Source organism: Roseospira visakhapatnamensis (assembly GCF_014197915.1).
Classification (GTDB): Bacteria; Pseudomonadota; Alphaproteobacteria; order Rhodospirillales; family Rhodospirillaceae; genus Rhodospira; species Rhodospira visakhapatnamensis.
Genome location: NZ_JACIGK010000005.1, coordinates 1 through 18191, shown reverse-complemented (window position 1 = coordinate 18191; position 18191 = coordinate 1). Strand labels below are relative to the sequence as shown.

The window sequence follows — 18191 nt, the reverse complement described above, 5'->3', positions numbered from 1 at the left end:
CACATGATGGTGTTAACACGGGGTGCCGAGACAGGGTGCCAACACGGGGCACCAACACGGGGCACGGCATCGCGTGACGCGCGATCCAGGCGAGGGGAGGGGGCGGCATCTTGGCCAGCTCAGATATTCGACTATGGCCTGGCCAGCCGTTTCCCTTGGGGGCCACGTGGGATGGGCGCGGTGTCAACTTCGCCCTTTTCTCTGAGCACGCGACGCGCGTGGAGTTGTGCCTGTTCGACGCATCGGGGCGGGAGACCCGCGTAGACCTGCCGTCCTATACGGACGAGGTGTGGCACGGCTATGTGCCCGAGGTCGAGCCGGGGCTCTTGTACGGCTATCGCGTGCATGGGCGGTACGAGCCCGAACACGGCCTGCGCTTCAATCCTCACAAGCTGGTGCTGGATCCCTATGCCCGGGCGCTGGCCGGGACGCTCGACTGGTCCGGCGCGCACTTCGGGCACCAGCTGGATCACCCCCGCGCCGACCTGTCCTTCTGCACGAGGGACAACGCGGCGACCATGCTGAAGGCCCAGGTGGTCGACATGGGCGCGCCGTCGGATCATCAACGACCGTCGCGGTCGTGGCAGGAGAGCGTGCTCTATGAGCTCCACGTGCGGGGCTTCACCATGCGCCATCCGGACGTGCACGAGAGCTACCGGGGAACCTTTGCCGGCATGGCGGCCCCGGCGGTCATCGGTTACCTCAAGGCCCTGGGCATCACCGCCGTGGAGCTGATGCCGGTGCACGCGTCCGTGGACGACCGGCATCTCGTGCGCAAGGGGTTGCGGAACTACTGGGGCTACAACTCCATAGGCTTTTTCGCCCCGCATCCGCTCTATCTGGCGCGGGGCGACGTCCTGGAGTTTCGAACCCTGGTCCGGGCCCTGCACGATGCCGGCATCGAGGTGATCCTGGATGTCGTCTACAACCACACCGCCGAGGGCAACCACATGGGGCCGACGCTGTCCTTTCGGGGCATCGACAACCCCAACTATTACCGTCTCGTTCCCGGTAACGAGCGCTACTATATGGACTCAACCGGTTGCGGAAACACCCTAAACCTGCGACATCACAGGGTCTTGCAACTGGTCATGGATTCGCTGCGCTACTGGGTGGAGCACATGGAGGTGGACGGGTTTCGCTTCGACCTGACCTCGGCCATGGCCCGCGACATGGGCCACTTCGATCGCCAGGCCGGGTTCCTGGGCGCGGTGCGCCAGGACCCCGTGCTGTCGCGCGTCAAGATGATCGCCGAGCCCTGGGACGTGGGCGACGGAGGCTACCAGTTGGGCAACTTCCCGCCGGGCTGGCGGGAATGGAACGACCGCTTCCGCGACACCGTGCGCGGGTTCTGGCGGGGCGATCCCGGGCAGGTGCCGGAAATGGCCAGCCGCATCACCGGCTCGGCCGACGTGTTCGACCGGCGCGGGCGCGCGGCGACCTCCAGCCTCAACTTCGTGACCGCCCATGATGGCTTCACGCTGATGGATCTGGTCTCCTACGACCATAAGCACAACGAGGCCAACGCCGAGAACAACGGCGACGGCACCAACGACAACCGGAGCTGGAACCACGGCGTCGAGGGGCCGACGGACGATCTGTCCATCAACGCCGTGCGCATGCGGCAGCGCCTGAACATGCTGGCCACGCTGCTGCTGTCCCAGGGGGTGCCGATGCTGCTGGCCGGCGACGAGGTCGGCCACAGTCAGAGGGGCAACAACAACCCCTACTGTCAGGACAACGACATCACGTGGCTGGACTGGGAGCATATCCCGGCCAGCGGCCATCGCCTGGCGCGCATGGTCAGCTGGTTGATCCGGCTGCGCCGCGACCACGTGGTGTTTCACCGCGAACAGTTCTTCCAGGGCGAGGAGATCCCCGGGACCGATCTCCTGGACACGATCTGGCTGAACCCGGACGGGCAGGAGCGCCAGGTCCAGGACTGGGAGAACGGCGAGACCCGGTTCCTCGGCCTGCTGTTGCGCGGCGACGCCGGGACACACCATCGCACGGCCACCGGCGAGCCGCAGCCCGACGACAGCTTCCTGATTTTCATGAACGCGGGCGGAGAAACGCTGGCCTGCCGCTTGCCGGCGCTGGCGGAGGATGGCCGCTGGCGTCCGCTTCTGGATACCTCTCTCGGTCCGGCGTTGTGCAGCGGTCCGCCGCTGGCGGACGGGGACACCTGCCGGATGGTGGGGCGTTCGTTGATGCTGTTTCAGCGTGTCGAGGCCCACGATACCGCAGGCACCAGGGCCGCCGACCATCAGACGCGGCCCGCCGTGGGACCCATGGGGCCAGGACCGGGCGTCGCCGGCCCCTCGCGACGCTCGCCACCGCGCGCGTTGGACACCCGCCCGCATAAGGGAGAGACGGATGAGTCGTGAAGACTCGCTGGAAATGCTGGCCCGGCGCGCCGGGTTGCTTCCGGAGTACTGGGACGCGTTCGGCACCCATGCCGTGGTCTCCGAGACCACGAAGCGCATCTTCCTGGCCGGCATGGGCATGGCCGTCGCCGATGACGGCGAGGTGGACGCGTCCCTGAAGGAGATGGAGCGCCGGGCCTGGAGCCGGATGCTGCCCCCCTGCCTGGTGCTGCGGTGCGACGCCGACGGGCTGGATCGCCTGCCCCTCGCGGTGTCGGTGCCGGAGGCGGCGCGTGACCGCGCGTTGTCCTGGTCCTGGCGGCCGGATCCGACCGGGCTGGTCGACGTGCCGGCGTCCGCCGGCGACCAGGCCCAGGCGGGCACGCTGTCCCTGTCCGACGGCGCCGTCGTCGGCGGGGCGACCGTGGGCGGGGTCGGCCATCTGCGGCTGTCCCTGGCGGTGCCGCTGGCCGTGACCTGGGGCTATCATCACCTGGCGGTGTCCGTGGACGGGGTCGAGCCGGTCACGGTCACGGTGATCGTGGCGCCCTGGCGCTGTTATCTGCCCGCCGCGCTGACTCGGGGCGAGCGGATGTGGGGACCGACGGTGCAGGTCTACGCGCTGCGCGGTCGGGACGACTGGGGCATGGGCGATTTCAACGACCTGCGCCACCTGGTCGCGCTCAGCGCCCGGGAGGGCGCTAGCGTGGTCGGCCTGAACCCGTTGCACGCCCTGTTCCCCACCCGGCCGGGGCACGCCAGTCCTTATTCGCCCAGCAGCCGCTTGTTCCTCAACCCGCTGTACATCCATGTTCCCTCGGTGCCCGAACTCGCCGACAGCGATCATGCCACCGCGATCCTGGAGACGCCGGGATTCCGGGAGCGGCTGGACGCCCTGACCGCCACCGACCTGATCGACCATACGGCGGTTCATGCCGCCAAGTGGCCGGTTCTGGAAGCGCTCTACAAGACGTTCAGGGCCCGCGACCTGGACCGGGACACCGACCGCGACCGCGCCTTCCAGGCGTTCCGGGCGGCGCGCGGGCGGCCGCTGCGGCTGTTCGCCATCTATCAGGTTCTGGCCGAGACGTTCGCCGACGTGGGCCACTCCTATCATGACTGGCCGGCCGACTATCACCATCCGGACGCCCCGGCGGTGGCGGCCTTCGCCGCCGAGCACGCGGTCCGGGTGACGCTGCATGAATACCTTCAGTTCGAGGCCGACCGGCAGTTGGGCCGGTGCTGCGACGAGGCGCAGGGCGCCGGAATGCCCGTGGGGCTGTACCACGACCTGGCGCTGGGCGCCGATTCGACCGGCGCCGATGCCTGGATCCTTCAGGACCTGGTGGTGGAGGGCGTCGCCGTCGGGGCGCCGCCCGATCCCTTGAACCTCAACGGCCAGAACTGGGGGTTCCCGCCGCTCAACCCGGTGGGTCTGCGCGAGCGGGCCTATGATGCCTTCGTGGAGGTCCTGCGGGCCAGCATGCGGCATGCCGGGGCGCTGCGCATCGACCACGTGCTGGGGCTCATGCGCATGTTCTGGATCCCGCGCGAGGGTCAGGCCCAGGACGGCGGTTATGTGTTCTATCCCTTCGACGAGATGCTGGCGGTGCTGGCCCTGGAGAGCCATCGCAATCGCTGCGTCGTGGTGGGGGAGGACCTGGGGACCGTGCCCGAGGGGTTCCGTGAGCGCATGAATCACGAGAACATCCTCTCCTATCGCCTGATGGTCTTCGAGCGCCACATGGACCAGTCGCTGAAGACGCCCGGCGAGTATCCCGCCATGGCGGTGGTGGCCGTGGCCACGCACGACCTGCCGACCCTGCGCGGCTTCTGGACCGGGCATGACCTTCAGGTGAAGAACGATCTGCAGCTGTTTCCCTCGGCCGAGGTCTATGATCGGGAACGGCGCGCGCGCGCCGACGACCGCGACCGCATCCTGTCCACGCTGCGCGACGCGGGCATCGATGTGACCGACGACGGATCCGGCGCCACGCTCTCGTCCCCCTTGTCGGAGGCCATCCACCGCTTCATCGCCTCCACCCCCAGTCTGGTGCTGTTGCTGCAACTGGAGGACGCGCTGGGGGAGATGGATCAGGCCAATGTGCCGGGCACGGTCAGCGAGCATCCCAACTGGCGGCGCCGTTTGTCGGTGCCGGTGGAGGCGCTGCACGAGCACGAGGGATTCCGCGCCTTGGTCCACCTGCTGCGGGAGGCGCGCCCGCGCGCCGCGACCGGCGACGGGGCGGCGGTGGCGAACGGGTGAGGGAGGAAAGCCCGGGACCATCCGGCGGATGAGGGATTCTCATCCGCCGCCGATGCCCGGACGGCCGGCCAGCCTCACGGCTCCAGGCGCGACCATCCCTGCGGACCGAAGGATTCGAGGGGGCGGAAGCGCTTCTTGTAGGCCATCTTCGGGCTGTCTTCGATCCAGTAGCCCAGATACACGTGGCCCAGGCCCTCGACCCGGGCCTGATCGATCAGCCAGAGCACGATGAACGTGCCCAGGCTGCGTTTGGTCCGCGCGTCGGGATCGAAGAATGAATAGACGGCCGACAGGCCATCGACCATGCGGTCCAGCAGGCAGGCCCCGACCAGCGCGCCGTGATCATCGCGGACCTCGGCGATTACGGTTTCGATGGGGCTGTCCTCCACCATCGAGCGGTAGTCGAAGAACCCCATCAGCGCCATGTCGCTGTCGCCATGGCGGCGTTGCTGGTAGCGCGAGAAAAGCTGGTACTGCTCGGCCGTGGCCACCGGGCGCACCAGATCCACGCGCAGATCCCGGTTGGTCTTCCAGATGCGCTTCAGGGTGCCGCCCGAGGTGAACTCACGAACCAGGATGCGCACCGGCACGCACGCCTGGCACCCGGGGCAGGCGGGCGCGTAGGCGATGGTGTGACTCCGCCGGAACCCCGCGCGCGACAGGGCGTCGTGCACCATGTCGGCATCGGCGCCGGCGAGGTCGGTCACGATCTTTCTCTCCAACCGGCCCTCCAGATAGGGGCAGGGCATGGGGGCGGTGGTGAAAAAGAACTGCGGTCGCTTGAGCGGCGTTTGCTCCATGGTTGGCCGACCTCGTGCGTCTCTCGGACCCGGAATATGGCCCGTGGTGAGGGCCGCGCCAACCCTTTGCGGTCCCGTTACGCCGTGCTGTATCCGATGTCCGGCGGGGATCCGAACACGACTCGGCGTGGCCGGGGTCCTGGCCGACCTCAGGCCCTGCCGATCAGCGGATAGGACCGCTTGATCACCAGGGCCACCAGGGCGGCGAGGACGGCCTTGACGATGTCGCCGGGGATAAAGGCCATGGAACTCAGGGTGGCTTGCGCGACGGAGATTTGCGCGGAAAAAACAAGCCAAAGTATACCGAAAAGATACACGACAGCCACGCCGCCGATCAACATGAAGGTCACGGCCAAAAGGAAGCTGAGGCGTGACCAGTACCGTTCGAACAGCCAGCCGATGACGAAGGCGGCCACCACCCACCCGATCATGAAGCCGCCGGTCGGTCCCAGGAAGACGCCGAAGCCCCCGCGTCCGCCCGCGAGCAGGGGAAGGCCCAGCGCGACGAGCACCAGCAGCAGGACGAGCGCAAGCGCGCCGCGCTTCGCGCCCAGAATGCCTCCCGCCAGCATGGGACCCATGGACTGGGCGGTGATCGGAACCGCGATGACGGGGACGGCCAGGGGCGGGAACAGACCCAGCGCGGCGGTCAGGGCCGCGAACAGGGCAATGTACACGATATCCTTGGTCTGCATCGAACCCCCTCCAGGCTGTTCAGCCTGGGTGTTGTACACCGTCGGCGGAGAATCGCCAGCCCTGGACCTGGATCGGGGGACCGGCCGCTCCGCAAGACGACCAAGAGGAAACCATCATGACCGTGCGGTTGCGTGCCCATCATCTGCTCTGCATCCTCGGCTACGCCGGCAACGGCTACAGCGCCCGGTTCGTTGCCACTCTGGACAGTGTGGTCGCGCGGCTGTCCGCCGGTGAAGAGGGCCTGCTGGTCGAGGGACCCGACGATATCTGCGGTCCGGTCGTGGACGCGGAGGCCGGCGACGCCCACTGCCTGCGCCGGTCGGTGCTGGACAGGGACGCCCGGGCGGCGGCGGCCCTGTCGGCACGGGTCGGCTGGAGGGTGCGAACCGGGGAGCGCCTCGTCCTGACCAGGGAGAGGGTCGAACGCCTGAGGGCCGCCTATGCCGAGGGCGCCTTCCGCGATGCCTGTGTGGACTGCGAGTGGGAGACGATGTGCGCCGACATCGCGGCGGCGGGGTTCCGTGACGCCCGGCTGCGGATCGCGGACTGATGCCGGCGGCGGCGCCGTCGACTCCGGCTTGCAAGACCGCCCATCACCGGGCGCGGTTGCCCGTATCCCGGTCCGCCGCCGCCACCGCCGCGTGGTCCCGCCGCGATCGCGGGGTCGGGTCGTAGGAGCGGGCGTCCATGGCATCGGCCACGTCGTCCGCCAGCTTGATGGTCCGCACGATCACGGGCACCGCCACGGCGAGGACGCTGCGACCGAGGCCACGCGCCCGCTGGGCATCCCGGACCTCGCGGGTGATCTCGGCGATCAGCGGGATGAACCGGATGGCCATCGAGATCGCCAGGCTGACCACCGCCGGGTTCAGCCCCAGGCGGGCGAACGGGCGCAGCCCCGCCTCGATGGCGTCCGTCATGTCCGACACCCGCGTGGTGAGGGTCACCAGGGCGGCGAGCAGGATCAGCGCGGCGAAGCGCAGTACCATGACGACGCCCGCCAGCGGTCCCTCGATCAGCGCCAGCATGACAAACAGCAGCCCCAGGACCCACAGGGTGGGGCGGATTTGCGCCACCGCCACCGGCCAGGGCACGCGGGCGATCGCGTACAGAAGCAACACCACACCCAGGGACGCGGCCAGCGCGCGCCAGTCGTCGAGGAAGAACAGAACCGTCCCGGCGACGGCGACGGTCGCCAGCTTGGGACCGGGCGACATTCGGTGAAAGAGCGAGTCGCCCGCCAGGTAGAGCCCGAGCCTCATCCCATCGCGTCCACGTATCGCGCCAAGGCCCGGGATGGCGCGTCGTCGATCACCACCCGGCCGTCATCGAAGACGAGGACCCTGTCGAAGTCCTTCACCAGGTCCAGGTCGTGCGTGACCACGATGGCCGTCTGGTCGAGCCCGCGAATCGCCTCGGCGACGCGGCGCTTGTTCCGAAGGTCCAGGAGGGTGGTCGGCTCGTCGAGAACGACGTAGCGGGGCGCCATGACCAGGACGCCGGAGATGGCCAACAGCTGCTTCTCGCCGCCACTGAGCGTGTGGGAGGGCTGCTGGCGCTGGTTCTCCAGGCCGTAGCGCGTCAGCACGGCGTCGATCCTGGCGGCGATCTCCCGCTTGTCCAGCCCGAGGTTCTTCAGGCCGAAGGCGAGGTCCTCCTCGACGATCGGGTACACGATCTGATTGTCTGGGTTCTGGAACACGAACCCCACGTGCCGGCGCACCGCGCGTCCCTCGGTGCGGGTGTCCAGCCCGTCGACCAGGACGCGGCCCTCGGTGGGAACCTGGAGGCCGTTGAGAAGGCGGGCGAAGGTGCTCTTGCCGGACCCGTTGCTGCCCACGACGGCGACGCGCCGCTCCCGGAGTGTCAGGGAGAGGGTCTTGAGGACCTCCCGGTCCCCGAACCGGTGGCTGACGCCGGTGATCTCGATCATGCCATCCGTCGGTGTCGGCGGGCTTCCAGTGGTGTCGCGCGGCGCGTGGCGCTCACGGCGCATGACCGGCTTGGAGAGGGACATTCGGCATCCAGGAACGGGAGGGGGTGTGGGCCGGTCACGGACGTCGGGGGTCATGGTCCATGGACCGCTTGTACTACATCTCCGGGGCGAACACCGAGAAGGCGCCGTCTAGTCCGCGCAGGTCGTGCCGCCCCAGATCCCGCCAGGGGCCGGGGTGGCGACGGGCGAAGGCGTCGGATACCACGATGGTCTCGTCCAGGGTCTTGCACAGCCCCTCCACCCGGGCGGCGGCGTTGGCGGCGGCGCCGATGACGGTGAACTCCAGACGCGCCGGCACGCCGATGTTGCCGTAGGTGACCCGTCCGACGTGCAGGCCGACGCCATGGTTGAGGCAGGGCAGGCCCGCTTCCCGGCGGCGGGTGTTCAGGTCGGCCATGCGCGTCCGGGCGTCGAGGGCGGCGGCCAGGGCCGCGCGCGGCGGTGCCGGATCGGTGGCGTCGGTGTCGTCTGGGACGAAGGGGAAGATGGCCAGTGCCGCGTCGCCGATGTAGCGCAGCACCTCGCCGCCATGATCGAGGACGGCGCCGGCCATGGCTTCGAAGTAGCCGTTCAGCGTTTCCAGGAAACAGCGCGCATCCATGCTCTCGGCCAAGGGCGTGGACCCGCGCAGGTCCGAGAACCAGAGCACCGCGTGCAGCACCTCGCCGTCGCCCCGGCGCACCTTGCCGTCCAGCACCCGCGCCCCGGTCTGCCGCCCCAGGTAGGTTTCCAGCAGGGTGAGAGAGGTGTGCCGCAGCGCCTGGATTTCCACCATGCGCGCCAGCACCGGCAAGGCGTCGTCAATCACCGCGAGTTGGGGGACGGCGAAGCCGCCGTCGGTCCGGGTGGCGAAGGTGATGGCGCTGTGCCGGCCGTCGCCGAAGGGGAGCGCCAAGGCGACGTAGTCGGTGAAGCCCTCGGCCGCCAGGTCTTCCAGGATCGGGTAGTCCAGCGACCCCGCCGGTCCCGTCAGCCGGCGGCGGATGGCGCTGGCGCCGTCGTTCAGAAGGTCGTTGAATGGGCTGAGCAGGAAGACGTCGCTGTCCAGCAGGGAGTAGGGCCCCTCCCGCCGCTCCACGGGCAGGCCCGGGTGCCACAGGAAGGCCAGGCTGAAGACCTGCGGGTGCAGGACGCGCATGGCCAGGTTGATGCGGTCCGCCGGGACACCCAGGCCGCAGAGCGCCGCCCCCAGTCCCGCCAGCAGCGCCTCGGGCGTGCCCATGCGCCAGCCGTCCTGGAGCAGCCAGTCCACCACCAGGTTGTCACGCCATCCAAGAGGTTCCCGAGGCACCCTGGCGAGTCCCCCCAGACCGGCGGCGTCGGACAGCGGTTGGGGCGGGGCGCCGTGCGTCGGAGACACGGGAGGTGGGGCGACGGGGGGCATGATCCAGACTCCGGAGTGGGGTAGGCCCGCGCCCGGGCCGGCCGGACGCGCGCGATCCGCAGCATATGGGGCGTCCCCCGCCGGCGTGCCATGCCCGGTGGTTCGGCGCCGGTCGCCCGCCGGTGACCGCCCGGGATCAGTCCGCCTCGCCAGCCGGGGAGCGCAGGCGCGCCAGCGGCTCGTTGGGCGACAGTTCGGCGTCCCAGGGGAACAACAGCCAGACCTCGCTGTTCACGGGCACCGCGAACAGGTCCACGGTGTTCTGGCCCTCGACCCTGGCATAGACGGTGGCGATGGTGGCGGCCGGCAGCAGGTCGCGGACCACGCTGGCCGTCACGCCGGAGTCCACCAGGTCGTCGATCACCAGCCAGCCCGCGCCGTCGCCCACCAGATCGGCGTCCACGCCCTTGAGCATGCGCGGCGTCCCCTGGCTGCGATCGTCATAGCTGGCGATGCTCACCGCCTCCACCGTGCGGATGTCCAGTTCCCGGGCGATGATGCAGGCGGGGATCAGGCCGCCCCGGGCAATGGCGATAATGCCCTTGTACACCACTTTGGTGGCCAGGATGCGGTGCGCCAACATTCGCGTGTCGCGATGGAAGATTTCCCATGGAATGGGCATGTAGACGCTGTGGGTGTAATCCTTCCGAGGCATGGCCCGGGACTCCATGGCTGCGCGACGAGGCGCCATTGCGGGCCTTGTCAATACCCCTCCCGGCGGGGACGGGCAAGACGGGGACCGGAACCCAGGCGGCCCTTCGGCGCCGGGACGCATTCCTTTGATCGGAGTCGGCGTTTCGCACCCCGGCATACCATCAAGGCGACCGTTTCCGCGCCGCGGGGGCTGGACGCCCGGGGGGCACCTGGCCCATACAGGAGGAGCCCGGACTCCCGGGACGACACTCGCCCCCCTGGCGCGCCACCAACCGATGGATTGTGCCCCCATGCCGACCACCGTCCAAGCCGAGCGGGCCATGATCGTCGCACCGACTTCCCTGGCGGCGCGGGCTGGCCTGGAGGTGCTGCGGGAGGGCGGCAACGCCATTGAGGCCGTTGTCGCCGCCGCCGCCGTGTCGGCCGTGGTCTGCCCGCACCTGTGCGGGCTGGCCGGGGACGGGCTCTGGCTGCTGGCGCGGCCGGGCCGGCCACCGCTGGCCATCGACGCCACCGGCGTCACCGGGCGGGCGGTCACCGCCGATGACGACCGCCGCCAGGGCCTGACCCGGCCACCACGCCATGGCGGACGGGCGGTGGCCACCGTGCCCGGCGCCGTGGCCGGCTGGCAGACGGCGCTGGAGGTGGGCGCCCGCCATTGGGAAGGGCGCCTGCCGCTGGCCCGCCTGTTGGAGGACGCCATTCACCGGGCCGAGGCCGGCCATCCCATGCCGGACGGCCTGGCCCGCGCCGTAACCCGGTCGGCCGGCGACCTGGCGGTCACGCCGCTGGCGTCCCTGCTGCTGGATGACGGCGCGCCGCCGGCGCCTGGATACCCCCTGTCCAACCCGGCGCTGGGACAGACCCTGCGGGCGCTCGCGGCCGCCGGCCTCGACGACTTCTATCGCGGTGGCGTCGGCCGGGCCATCAGCGCCGATCTGAAGGCCCTCGGCAGCCCGCTGGTGTCCGACGATCTGGCCGCGCATCGCTCCGTGCGCCGCCGGCCGCTGACCCTGAAGACCCCCTCCGCCACGATCCACGACGGCCCCCCGCCCACCCAGGGGCTGATCGCGCAGATGGTCCTGGGCATGGCCGAACGGCTGCACCCCACGGGCGCCGACGGGCTTGACCACGCGCACGGCCTGATCCAGGCCATGCGGGCGGCCGCCGCCGTGCGCGACCGGCACCTCAGCGATCCGCGCTACATGGCGGTGCATCCCACCACCTATCTCAGCGACACCATGCTGGACCAGAGCGCCGCCGCCCTCGACCGCCAGCGCGCGAGGCCGGGGCCGAGGATGGCGCATGGCGGCGGACACGGGGCATGGATCGGCTGCATCGATGCCGCCGGACGCACCGCCGGGCTGGCGCAGACCCTGCACGAGCCGTTCGGCGCCGGCGTGCTGTTGCCCGAAACCGGCCTGCTGTGGACCAATCAGGCGCGCGCCTTCCAGCTCGACCCCACCTTGCCCAACGTGCTGCTGCCGGGCCGCAAGCCGCCCCATGGCCTGACCGCGCCGGTGGCCCGGCTGCGCGACGGCCGCATGATGGTGTTCGGCGGTACGGGCGGCGCGGCCCTGCCGATGCTGCAAGCCCTGCTGTTCACCCGCCATGTCCTGTTCGGCCAGGACCTGGCGGCGGCGCTGGCGGCGCCGCGCTGGCGGCCGGGTCCGGAGACCGACCTTCAGGTGCTGATCGAGGATCGCCTCGACCCCGCCCTGGCCGCCGACCTGGAGCGTCTCGGTCATCGGCTCACGCGGCGGCCGGCCCTTGACGACATCATGGGGCACCTGGGCGCGGTGACGCGCCATCCCGAGGGATCCGTGGCCGGGGCCGTCGATCCGCGCGGCGACGGCGCGGTGATGGGCCTCTGAGTCCGCGCCGCGTCATGGACGACGCCCGGCCCCGCTCCGCGACCGGCCCGCCCGGCGCCGGGCAACGGGTCCTGCGGTCGTTGCTGGATCTGGTGCTGCCGCCCCGCTGCCTGAACTGCGGCGACCTGGTGGCCGAGCCGGGGGCGTTGTGCGGGGCCTGCTTCGCCGCCGCCGCCTTCATCACCGCGCCCCTGTGCGACCGCTGCGGCACGCCGTTCGCCGACGCGCTGGGGGACCCTGGCGAGACCGGTGGCGCGATCGGCGGTGCGGTCGGCGGCGATGCCGTCATCTGCCGGTCCTGCCGGCGCCGTCCCCCCGCCTACAACCGGTCCCGCGCGGTGCTGGTCTACGACGATCACAGCCGCGCCCTGGTGCTGGCCTTCAAGCATGGCGATCGCACCGACGCCGCCCGCCCCCTGGCCGCCTGGATGGCGCGGGCGGGCGCGCCGCTGCTGGCCAGCACGGACCTGATCGTGCCGGTGCCGCTGCATCGCTGGCGGCTGTGGCGGCGCCGCTACAACCAGGCCGCCTTGCTGGCGCGGGCGCTGGCCCGGCGTAGCGGCCGTCCCTGGGATCCGCTGGCGCTGGCACGGCGGCGGGCGACGCCCTCCCAGGGAGGGCTTGGACGGCCGGGCCGCGTCGCCAACGTGCGGGGGGCCTTTCGTGTGCCCGACCCGGCGCGGGTGGCTGGGCGGCGGGTGCTGCTGGTCGATGACGTGCTGACCACCGGCGCCACGGTGGAGGAATGCGCCCGCGTGCTGCGCCGCGCCGGCGCCCTGACGGTGGACGTGCTGACCCTGGCCCGGGTGGTGGTGCCGGCCCTTGGCCCCGAGTAGGGCAGCGTCTCGCGCGACGTCCGTGCGATCCCCTTTGCATGCGGTCGCCGCACACTCTATATTTGGATCCGCCGGTTCGCCGGCTATGACGCTAAACCCTGCCTGGAATAAGCGTCGTGGACCCGGGGGCAGTACCCGGCGCCTCCACCACTTCGGGCTCCGCCGTCGTCTGGATCAACGGCGCGCGGGGTCTCACGGGGGCGAACCAGGTTCGACACGCGTGGTAAAGAGACAGGTTGCGTTCGGCATGGCACCACCGTCATCGGGCCATATGCAATAGTTGCCAACGACAACTATGCTCCGGAAGCCGTCGCTGCGTAATGCGGTGCTGGTGACCGACTCTAAAGTCCCGGGTTCTTAGCAGACTCGGGCGGGGTTCGGGGGGCACCCGCCAACAGAAGCCCCCCATCCTCCGCCGATCCCGCCCACCGACGCGCCTAACGCGACTCGCGATATTGGTGCATGATATGGGCTGACCCAACCAAGCCGGCATCAGGCCGCCCCACCCTGCGTCCAACCCGTGTCACACCACTACCGTCGGCGCGACGGCGGGGTATCTTCCGTGCCGGCCTCGACAGCACGGTGTTTCCCACGGCGCGCGATATTGCTAGTCTGGGTCGGGGTCGGATCGCGCCGGACCCGGCGGCGGCCGTGCTTTTCTCCGGCAAACGGGACCAGGACCGTGAACGACGACGTCACCACCTTTCATTACGATCGCATGGTCGAAAATGCCCTGCGCGGGGTGTTGCGTGACGCGCTGAGAGTGGTGGAGACCCAGGGCGGCCTGCCTGGGGAGCACCATTTCTATATCACCTTCGACACCACCCGCTCCGGCGTGGTGATGCCCGACCGGTTGCGTGCCCAGCACCCCCAGGACATGACCATCGTGCTCCAGAACCAGTTCTGGGACCTGCAGGTGTTCGAGGAGGCCCTGGAGGTGACCCTCAGCTTCAACCGCAAGCGCGAGCGCCTGCGGGTTCCGTTCGCCGCCGTGACCGCCTTCGCCGACCCCCATGCCAGCTTCGGCCTGCAGTTCCAGACCGAGATGACCATGGACGGCGACGGGGAGGACATGGACGAGGATGTCCCCGCCGACTGGGACATGCTGGTCGGCGGCGGCGAGGGCAACGAGGACCATGGCGCGGACACGCGCCCGGGGGCCGACTCCGGCGAGGACGGCGCCAAGGTGATCGCCCTCGACGCCTTCCGCAAGAAACAGTAAGTCCGCCGTCCCCGAGGGGGATGGCCGTGCCTTGCTCCACGCCGGACCCAATCCCCCGGGGCGGCGCGGTGCCCCCTCGTCAACCACCCCCATCCGCGTCGATCGCCCCGACCGATCATCCGGACCGATCGCCTTTCGTGACCGTCCCCCCCCCGATCGTTCCTCGTGATCGTCGCAGCCCCGGAGACCACCATGCTGGACGCCGCCTTCGCCGAACTCTTCCCCGTCGCCGAGGACACCACGCCCTATCGCCGTCTCGACGGCGATTTCGCCGCCGTGGACCGGTTCCGGGGCCAGGACATGCTGGTGGTGGATCCGGCCGGCCTGACCCGGCTGGCCGAGGAGGCCATTCGCGACATCTCCCACCTGCTGCGGCCGGGCCATCTGGCCCAGTTGCGGGCCATCATGGATGACCCCGAGGCGTCGCCCAACGACCGTTTCGTGGCCCTGGAACTGCTGAAGAACGCCAACATCAGCGCCGGCATGGTCTTGCCCATGTGTCAGGACACCGGCACCGCCATCGTCCTGGGCAAGAAAGGCGAGCGCGTGTTCACCGGCGCCGACGACGCCCTGGCCCTGTCCCAGGGCATCGCCAATGCCTACACGTCCCTGAACCTCCGCTATTCGCAGATGGCGCCGCTGTCGATGTACGAGGAGGTCAACACCGGCAACAACCTCCCGGCCCAGATCGACCTGTTCGCCACCCAGGGCAGCGCCTACAAGTTCATGGTCATGGCCAAGGGCGGCGGTTCGGCGAACAAGACGTTCCTGTACCAGCAGACCAAGGCGCTGCTGAACCCGGCGTCGCTGATGGCCTTCCTGGAAGCGCAGGTGAAGACCCTGGGCACGGCCGCCTGCCCGCCCTATCACCTGGCGATCGTCATCGGCGGCACCTCGGCCGAGGCCAATCTGAAGACCGTCAAGCTGGCCTCTGCCAAGTACCTGGACGGCCTGCCCATCGAGGGCGGCAAGAGCGGCCATGCCTTCCGCGACGTGGGCCTGGAGCAGGAGGTGCTGGAGATGACCCGGCGTCTGGGCATCGGCGCCCAGTTCGGCGGCAAGTACTTCTGCCATGACGTCCGGGTGGTGCGGCTGCCGCGCCATGGGGCGTCCTGCCCGGTGGGCATTGGCGTGTCCTGCTCCGCCGACCGCCAGATGCAGGCCAAGATCACCGCCGACGGCGTGTTCGTCGAGGCGCTGGAGCGCGACCCCGCCCGCTACATGCCGGACATCAAGGACGAGAAGCTGGGCGGCGACGTGGTGCCCATCGACCTCACCCAGCCGATGGACCGGATCCGGGCCACGCTCGGCCAGTACCCCATCAAGACCCGGGTCGCCCTGACCGGTCCCATGATCGTGGCCCGCGACATCGCCCACGCCAAGCTGAAGGAGCGGCTGGACGCCGGCCAGGGCCTGCCGGACTATGTCAAGAATCACCCCGTCTACTATGCCGGCCCGGCCAAGACCCCCGACGGCATGGCGTCGGGCTCCTTCGGCCCCACCACCGCCGGCCGCATGGACGCCTACGTGGACCAGTTCCAGGCCGCCGGCGGCTCCATGGTCATGATCGCCAAGGGCAACCGCTCCCAGGTGGTGACGGACGCCTGCAAGGCGCATGGCGGCTTCTACCTGGGTTCCGTGGGCGGCGCCGCCGCGCAACTGGCGCTGGAGAGCATCCGCAAGGTGGAGGTGCTGGAATACCCCGAACTGGGCATGGAAGCCGTCTGGCGGATCGAAGTGGAGAACTTCCCCGCCTTCATCGTCGTCGACGACAAGGGCAACGATTTCTTTCGTCCGGCCTAATACCAACGGTCATTGAGAATGACCGTTGCAGTCCGTGGCCGGTGCCGCTCGGCGGATGAGTCACACTCATCCGCCGCTGGTATAAGAACCGCCGCGCGCACGTTTTTCGGCCGTGCGTGGTGTCCTTGACATGTGTCATGGACGCCGCGCGCGTGCGGTGGAAGAAGGGCCGCCCCGCTCATCACCATCAGGTCCAAGCCATGACCACCGCCACCGCGACCGACCGCGATCCCGCCCTGCTGGACGTGCTGACGGATGCCCTGTCCGACCTGGGCCAGCGCCCGTCACCGTTCGGCGCCGATACAGTAAAAACCCTGTGGGTCGACCCGCATCTCTCGGCACAGATGCTGACCTATCACCTGAACCCGGAGGCGCCGCAGGCGTCGCGCACCCTGCCCGTGATCGAGGCCACCGTGGCATGGCTGGCCGAGCGCCTGGACCTGGGGCCGGGCCGGCACCTGTGCGACTTCGGCTGTGGCCCCGGTCTGTACACCCAGCGTTTCGCAGCCCAATCCGGCGCCACGGTCACCGGGCTGGACTTCTCGCCGCGCTCCCTGGCCCATGCCCGGACCCAGGCGGAGGCGGCGGGCCTGGCCATCACCTATCATGAGGCCGACTACCTGGCCTTCGACGCGGCCGAGCGCTTCGACGCCATCACCCTGATCTACGGCGATCTCTGCCCCCTGTCGCCGGAGAAGCGCCGGCGCCTGTATGACGTCTGGCGGCGCCATCTGAAGCCCGGCGGGCGCGTGGCGTTCGACGTCTTCACCCGCGCCCGCTTCGAGACACTTCGCCCCGGGACCTTCGCCGCGCGGCGGCTGATGGACGGCTTCTGGTCGCCCGGGGACTACCTGGGCCTGCAGGAGACCTTCCTGTATGACGCCGAGAGCCTGTGCCTGGAGCGCTATACGATTGTCGAGGCCGATGGGCGTGTCTGGCGGGTGTACAACTGGCTGCAGCACTTCACCGTGGAGACGCTGACGGCCGAACTGGCGGCCGCCGGTTTCGTGGTCGAGGACCTGCACGGCGATCTGGCCGGCGCGCCCCTGACACCCGAGTCCCACGACCTCGGCGTCATCGTCCGCCTGGCCGGCGACGCGCCCTGAGCCCGCCCCCGAGACCGGCCACGCGCCCGCGCCTGGACCAGCTTCTCGTGGACCGGGGGCTGGTCGACAGCCGGGCGCGCGCCCAGGCGCTGGTGATGGCCGGGCTGGTGTTCTCGGGAGAGCGCCGCCTGGACAAGCCCGGTCAGCGGCTGGCGCCCGACGTGGCGCTGGCGGTGCGCGGCCAGGATCACCCCTGGGTCTCGCGCGGCGGCCTGAAGCTGGTGGCCGGGTTGGATGCCTTCGGGATCGACCCGGCGGGAGCCGTGGCCCTGGACGTCGGCGCCTCCACCGGCGGTTTCACCGACGTGCTGCTGGCGCGCGGTGCCGCGCGGGTCTACGCGGTCGACGTGGGCTATGGGCAACTGGCCCACAAACTGCGCGTCGACGACCGCGTGGTGGTGCGGGAGCGCACCAACGCCCGCCACCTCACCGCCGAACAGGTGCCCGAACCGGTCGACCTGGTGGTCTGTGACGCCAGCTTCATCGGCCTGCGCACCGTGCTGCCGGCCGCCCTGGCGTTGCTGCGGCCGGGCGGGCATCTGGTGGCGCTGATCAAGCCGCAGTTCGAGGTCGGCCGGGACCGCGTCGGCAAGGGCGGCGTGGTGCGCGACCCGGCCCTGCACGCCGAGGTCCGCGAGACCATTGCCGGCTGGTTGGCGGGGCTGCCGGGCTGGACCGTGCTCGGCGTCACCGACAGCCCCATCACCGGCCCCGAGGGCAACAAGGAATTCCTCATCGGCGGCCGATTCGCGGGCGGGTGATGCCAATGCTCCGGGCCTCCTGAAACATCAACCAGGGGGCTCCTGCCCCCTACCACCCGTCCGAGAAGCACAGCCTCCCGAACCCTCCAGATTTCCGGCACTCAAGGGTCGCGGTTAGTCGGGCCTGGGCGCGCGGGGGGCGCCGGTTCCGACCGGTTCGGGCAACGGGTCCTGGCCATAGGGGGGAAACCACCGGGGGCCGCCCCGATAGCGGTTGATACGGCGGACCGTGATGGCGATCGCCAATCCGATCCATGCGATCAGACAGATCATCAGAGGTAGCATGCGTTGGGGGACGGCGCCGGCCGCCAGGATGGGAGACACCAACGCGACTAGAGTGCTCTGGGGTCGGGTTGAGTCGCCAGGGATTCCCATGGGATCGATTTTATGATTCAACGGACTGACCGTTAGGAGGTCGGTCCGCATG

The 18191-nt window shown here is 70.0% G+C and carries 15 protein-coding genes and 1 other RNA gene; 10 read left to right on the top strand and 6 right to left on the bottom strand.

The features are described 5' to 3' along the window. Positions 1–110: 110 nt before the first annotated feature. Positions 111–2387: a glycogen debranching protein GlgX gene (gene glgX / locus GGD89_RS04415; RefSeq protein ID WP_184042902.1), complete on the top strand. Its 2277-nt coding sequence runs from the start codon at positions 111–113 to the stop codon at positions 2385–2387. Further along, positions 2377–4632, top strand: coding sequence for a 4-alpha-glucanotransferase (malQ, locus tag GGD89_RS04410; RefSeq protein ID WP_184042901.1), 2256 nt, complete (start codon positions 2377–2379; stop codon positions 4630–4632). Before glgX ends, malQ begins: the two co-directional genes overlap by 11 nt. A 74-nt stretch (positions 4633–4706) precedes the next feature. On the opposite strand, the gene GGD89_RS04405 is transcribed toward malQ, so the two are convergent. Continuing rightward, complete coding sequence (locus tag GGD89_RS04405) at positions 4707–5432, bottom strand: arginyltransferase (protein ID WP_184042900.1); 726 nt, start codon at positions 5430–5432, stop codon at positions 4707–4709. Positions 5433–5581: 149 nt separating this feature from the next. Beyond that, a complete protein-coding gene (locus tag GGD89_RS04400; protein WP_184042899.1) occupies positions 5582–6127 on the bottom strand; it encodes a biotin transporter BioY in 546 nt (181 codons plus the stop codon). A gap of 116 nt (positions 6128–6243) precedes the next feature. Here GGD89_RS04400 and GGD89_RS04395 point away from each other — a divergent pair, with 116 nt between their 5' ends. Next, positions 6244–6678, top strand: a complete 435-nt coding sequence (locus tag GGD89_RS04395) for a DUF1284 domain-containing protein (RefSeq protein ID WP_184042898.1) — start codon at positions 6244–6246, stop codon at positions 6676–6678. Positions 6679–6721: 43 nt separating this feature from the next. On the opposite strand, the gene GGD89_RS04390 is transcribed toward GGD89_RS04395, so the two are convergent. The 4 genes from GGD89_RS04390 to gpt form a co-directional block, all read right to left on the bottom strand. Further along, positions 6722–7390, bottom strand: a complete 669-nt coding sequence (locus tag GGD89_RS04390) for an energy-coupling factor transporter transmembrane component T family protein (protein WP_184042897.1) — start codon at positions 7388–7390, stop codon at positions 6722–6724. Beyond that, on the bottom strand, positions 7387–8145 hold the full coding sequence (locus GGD89_RS04385; protein ID WP_343058536.1) for an energy-coupling factor ABC transporter ATP-binding protein: 759 nt from the start codon (positions 8143–8145) through the stop codon (positions 7387–7389). Before GGD89_RS04385 ends, GGD89_RS04390 begins: the two co-directional genes overlap by 4 nt. A 73-nt stretch (positions 8146–8218) precedes the next feature. Further along, entirely contained in the window at positions 8219–9415 is a 1197-nt protein-coding gene (locus GGD89_RS20495; protein ID WP_184042896.1) for an adenylate/guanylate cyclase domain-containing protein, read from the bottom strand. Between the two features lie 229 nt (positions 9416–9644). Beyond that, positions 9645–10163 (bottom strand): xanthine phosphoribosyltransferase, encoded by a 519-nt coding sequence (gene gpt / locus GGD89_RS04375; RefSeq protein ID WP_184042895.1) that lies wholly within the window; start codon positions 10161–10163, stop codon positions 9645–9647. A 289-nt stretch (positions 10164–10452) separates the two neighbouring features. On the opposite strand from gpt, the gene GGD89_RS04370 reads away from it, so the two are divergent. The 7 genes from GGD89_RS04370 (at position 10453) to GGD89_RS04340 (ending at position 17764) form a co-directional block, all read left to right on the top strand. After that, a complete protein-coding gene (locus tag GGD89_RS04370; protein ID WP_184042894.1) occupies positions 10453–12036 on the top strand; it encodes a gamma-glutamyltransferase family protein in 1584 nt (527 codons plus the stop codon). 14 nt (positions 12037–12050) lie between these two features. Further along, positions 12051–12872: a ComF family protein gene (locus tag GGD89_RS04365; protein ID WP_184042893.1), complete on the top strand. Its 822-nt coding sequence runs from the start codon at positions 12051–12053 to the stop codon at positions 12870–12872. Between the two features lie 30 nt (positions 12873–12902). Then, positions 12903–13281: a transfer-messenger RNA gene (gene ssrA, locus GGD89_RS04360) on the top strand. Positions 13282–13554: 273 nt separating this feature from the next. Then, positions 13555–14094: an SspB family protein gene (locus tag GGD89_RS04355; RefSeq protein WP_343058535.1), complete on the top strand. Its 540-nt coding sequence runs from the start codon at positions 13555–13557 to the stop codon at positions 14092–14094. Positions 14095–14286: 192 nt separating this feature from the next. Next, positions 14287–15897 (top strand): fumarate hydratase, encoded by a 1611-nt coding sequence (locus GGD89_RS04350; RefSeq protein ID WP_184043021.1) that lies wholly within the window; start codon positions 14287–14289, stop codon positions 15895–15897. Between the two features lie 200 nt (positions 15898–16097). Next, positions 16098–17003, top strand: coding sequence for an SAM-dependent methyltransferase (locus tag GGD89_RS04345; RefSeq protein WP_184042892.1), 906 nt, complete (start codon positions 16098–16100; stop codon positions 17001–17003). After that, the gene (locus GGD89_RS04340) at positions 17000–17764 is read left to right on the top strand and encodes a TlyA family RNA methyltransferase (RefSeq protein ID WP_184043020.1); all 765 of its coding nucleotides are present in this window, start codon (positions 17000–17002) and stop codon (positions 17762–17764) included. Before GGD89_RS04345 ends, GGD89_RS04340 begins: the two co-directional genes overlap by 4 nt. Positions 17765–18191: the final 427 nt, after the last annotated feature.

Coding starts and splice junctions, on each gene's coding strand:
- malQ (WP_184042901.1), top strand. CDS start 2,377: ATGAGTCGTGAAGACTCGCTGGAAATGCTGGCCCGGCGCGCCGGGTTG.
- GGD89_RS04405 (WP_184042900.1), bottom strand. CDS start 5,432: ATGGAGCAAACGCCGCTCAAGCGACCGCAGTTCTTTTTCACCACCGCC.
- GGD89_RS04400 (WP_184042899.1), bottom strand. CDS start 6,127: ATGCAGACCAAGGATATCGTGTACATTGCCCTGTTCGCGGCCCTGACC.
- GGD89_RS04395 (WP_184042898.1), top strand. CDS start 6,244: ATGACCGTGCGGTTGCGTGCCCATCATCTGCTCTGCATCCTCGGCTAC.
- GGD89_RS04390 (WP_184042897.1), bottom strand. CDS start 7,390: ATGAGGCTCGGGCTCTACCTGGCGGGCGACTCGCTCTTTCACCGAATG.
- GGD89_RS04385 (WP_343058536.1), bottom strand. CDS start 8,145: ATGTCCCTCTCCAAGCCGGTCATGCGCCGTGAGCGCCACGCGCCGCGC.
- gpt (WP_184042895.1), bottom strand. CDS start 10,163: ATGCCTCGGAAGGATTACACCCACAGCGTCTACATGCCCATTCCATGG.
- GGD89_RS04370 (WP_184042894.1), top strand. CDS start 10,453: ATGCCGACCACCGTCCAAGCCGAGCGGGCCATGATCGTCGCACCGACT.
- GGD89_RS04365 (WP_184042893.1), top strand. CDS start 12,051: ATGGACGACGCCCGGCCCCGCTCCGCGACCGGCCCGCCCGGCGCCGGG.
- GGD89_RS04350 (WP_184043021.1), top strand. CDS start 14,287: ATGCTGGACGCCGCCTTCGCCGAACTCTTCCCCGTCGCCGAGGACACC.
- GGD89_RS04345 (WP_184042892.1), top strand. CDS start 16,098: ATGACCACCGCCACCGCGACCGACCGCGATCCCGCCCTGCTGGACGTG.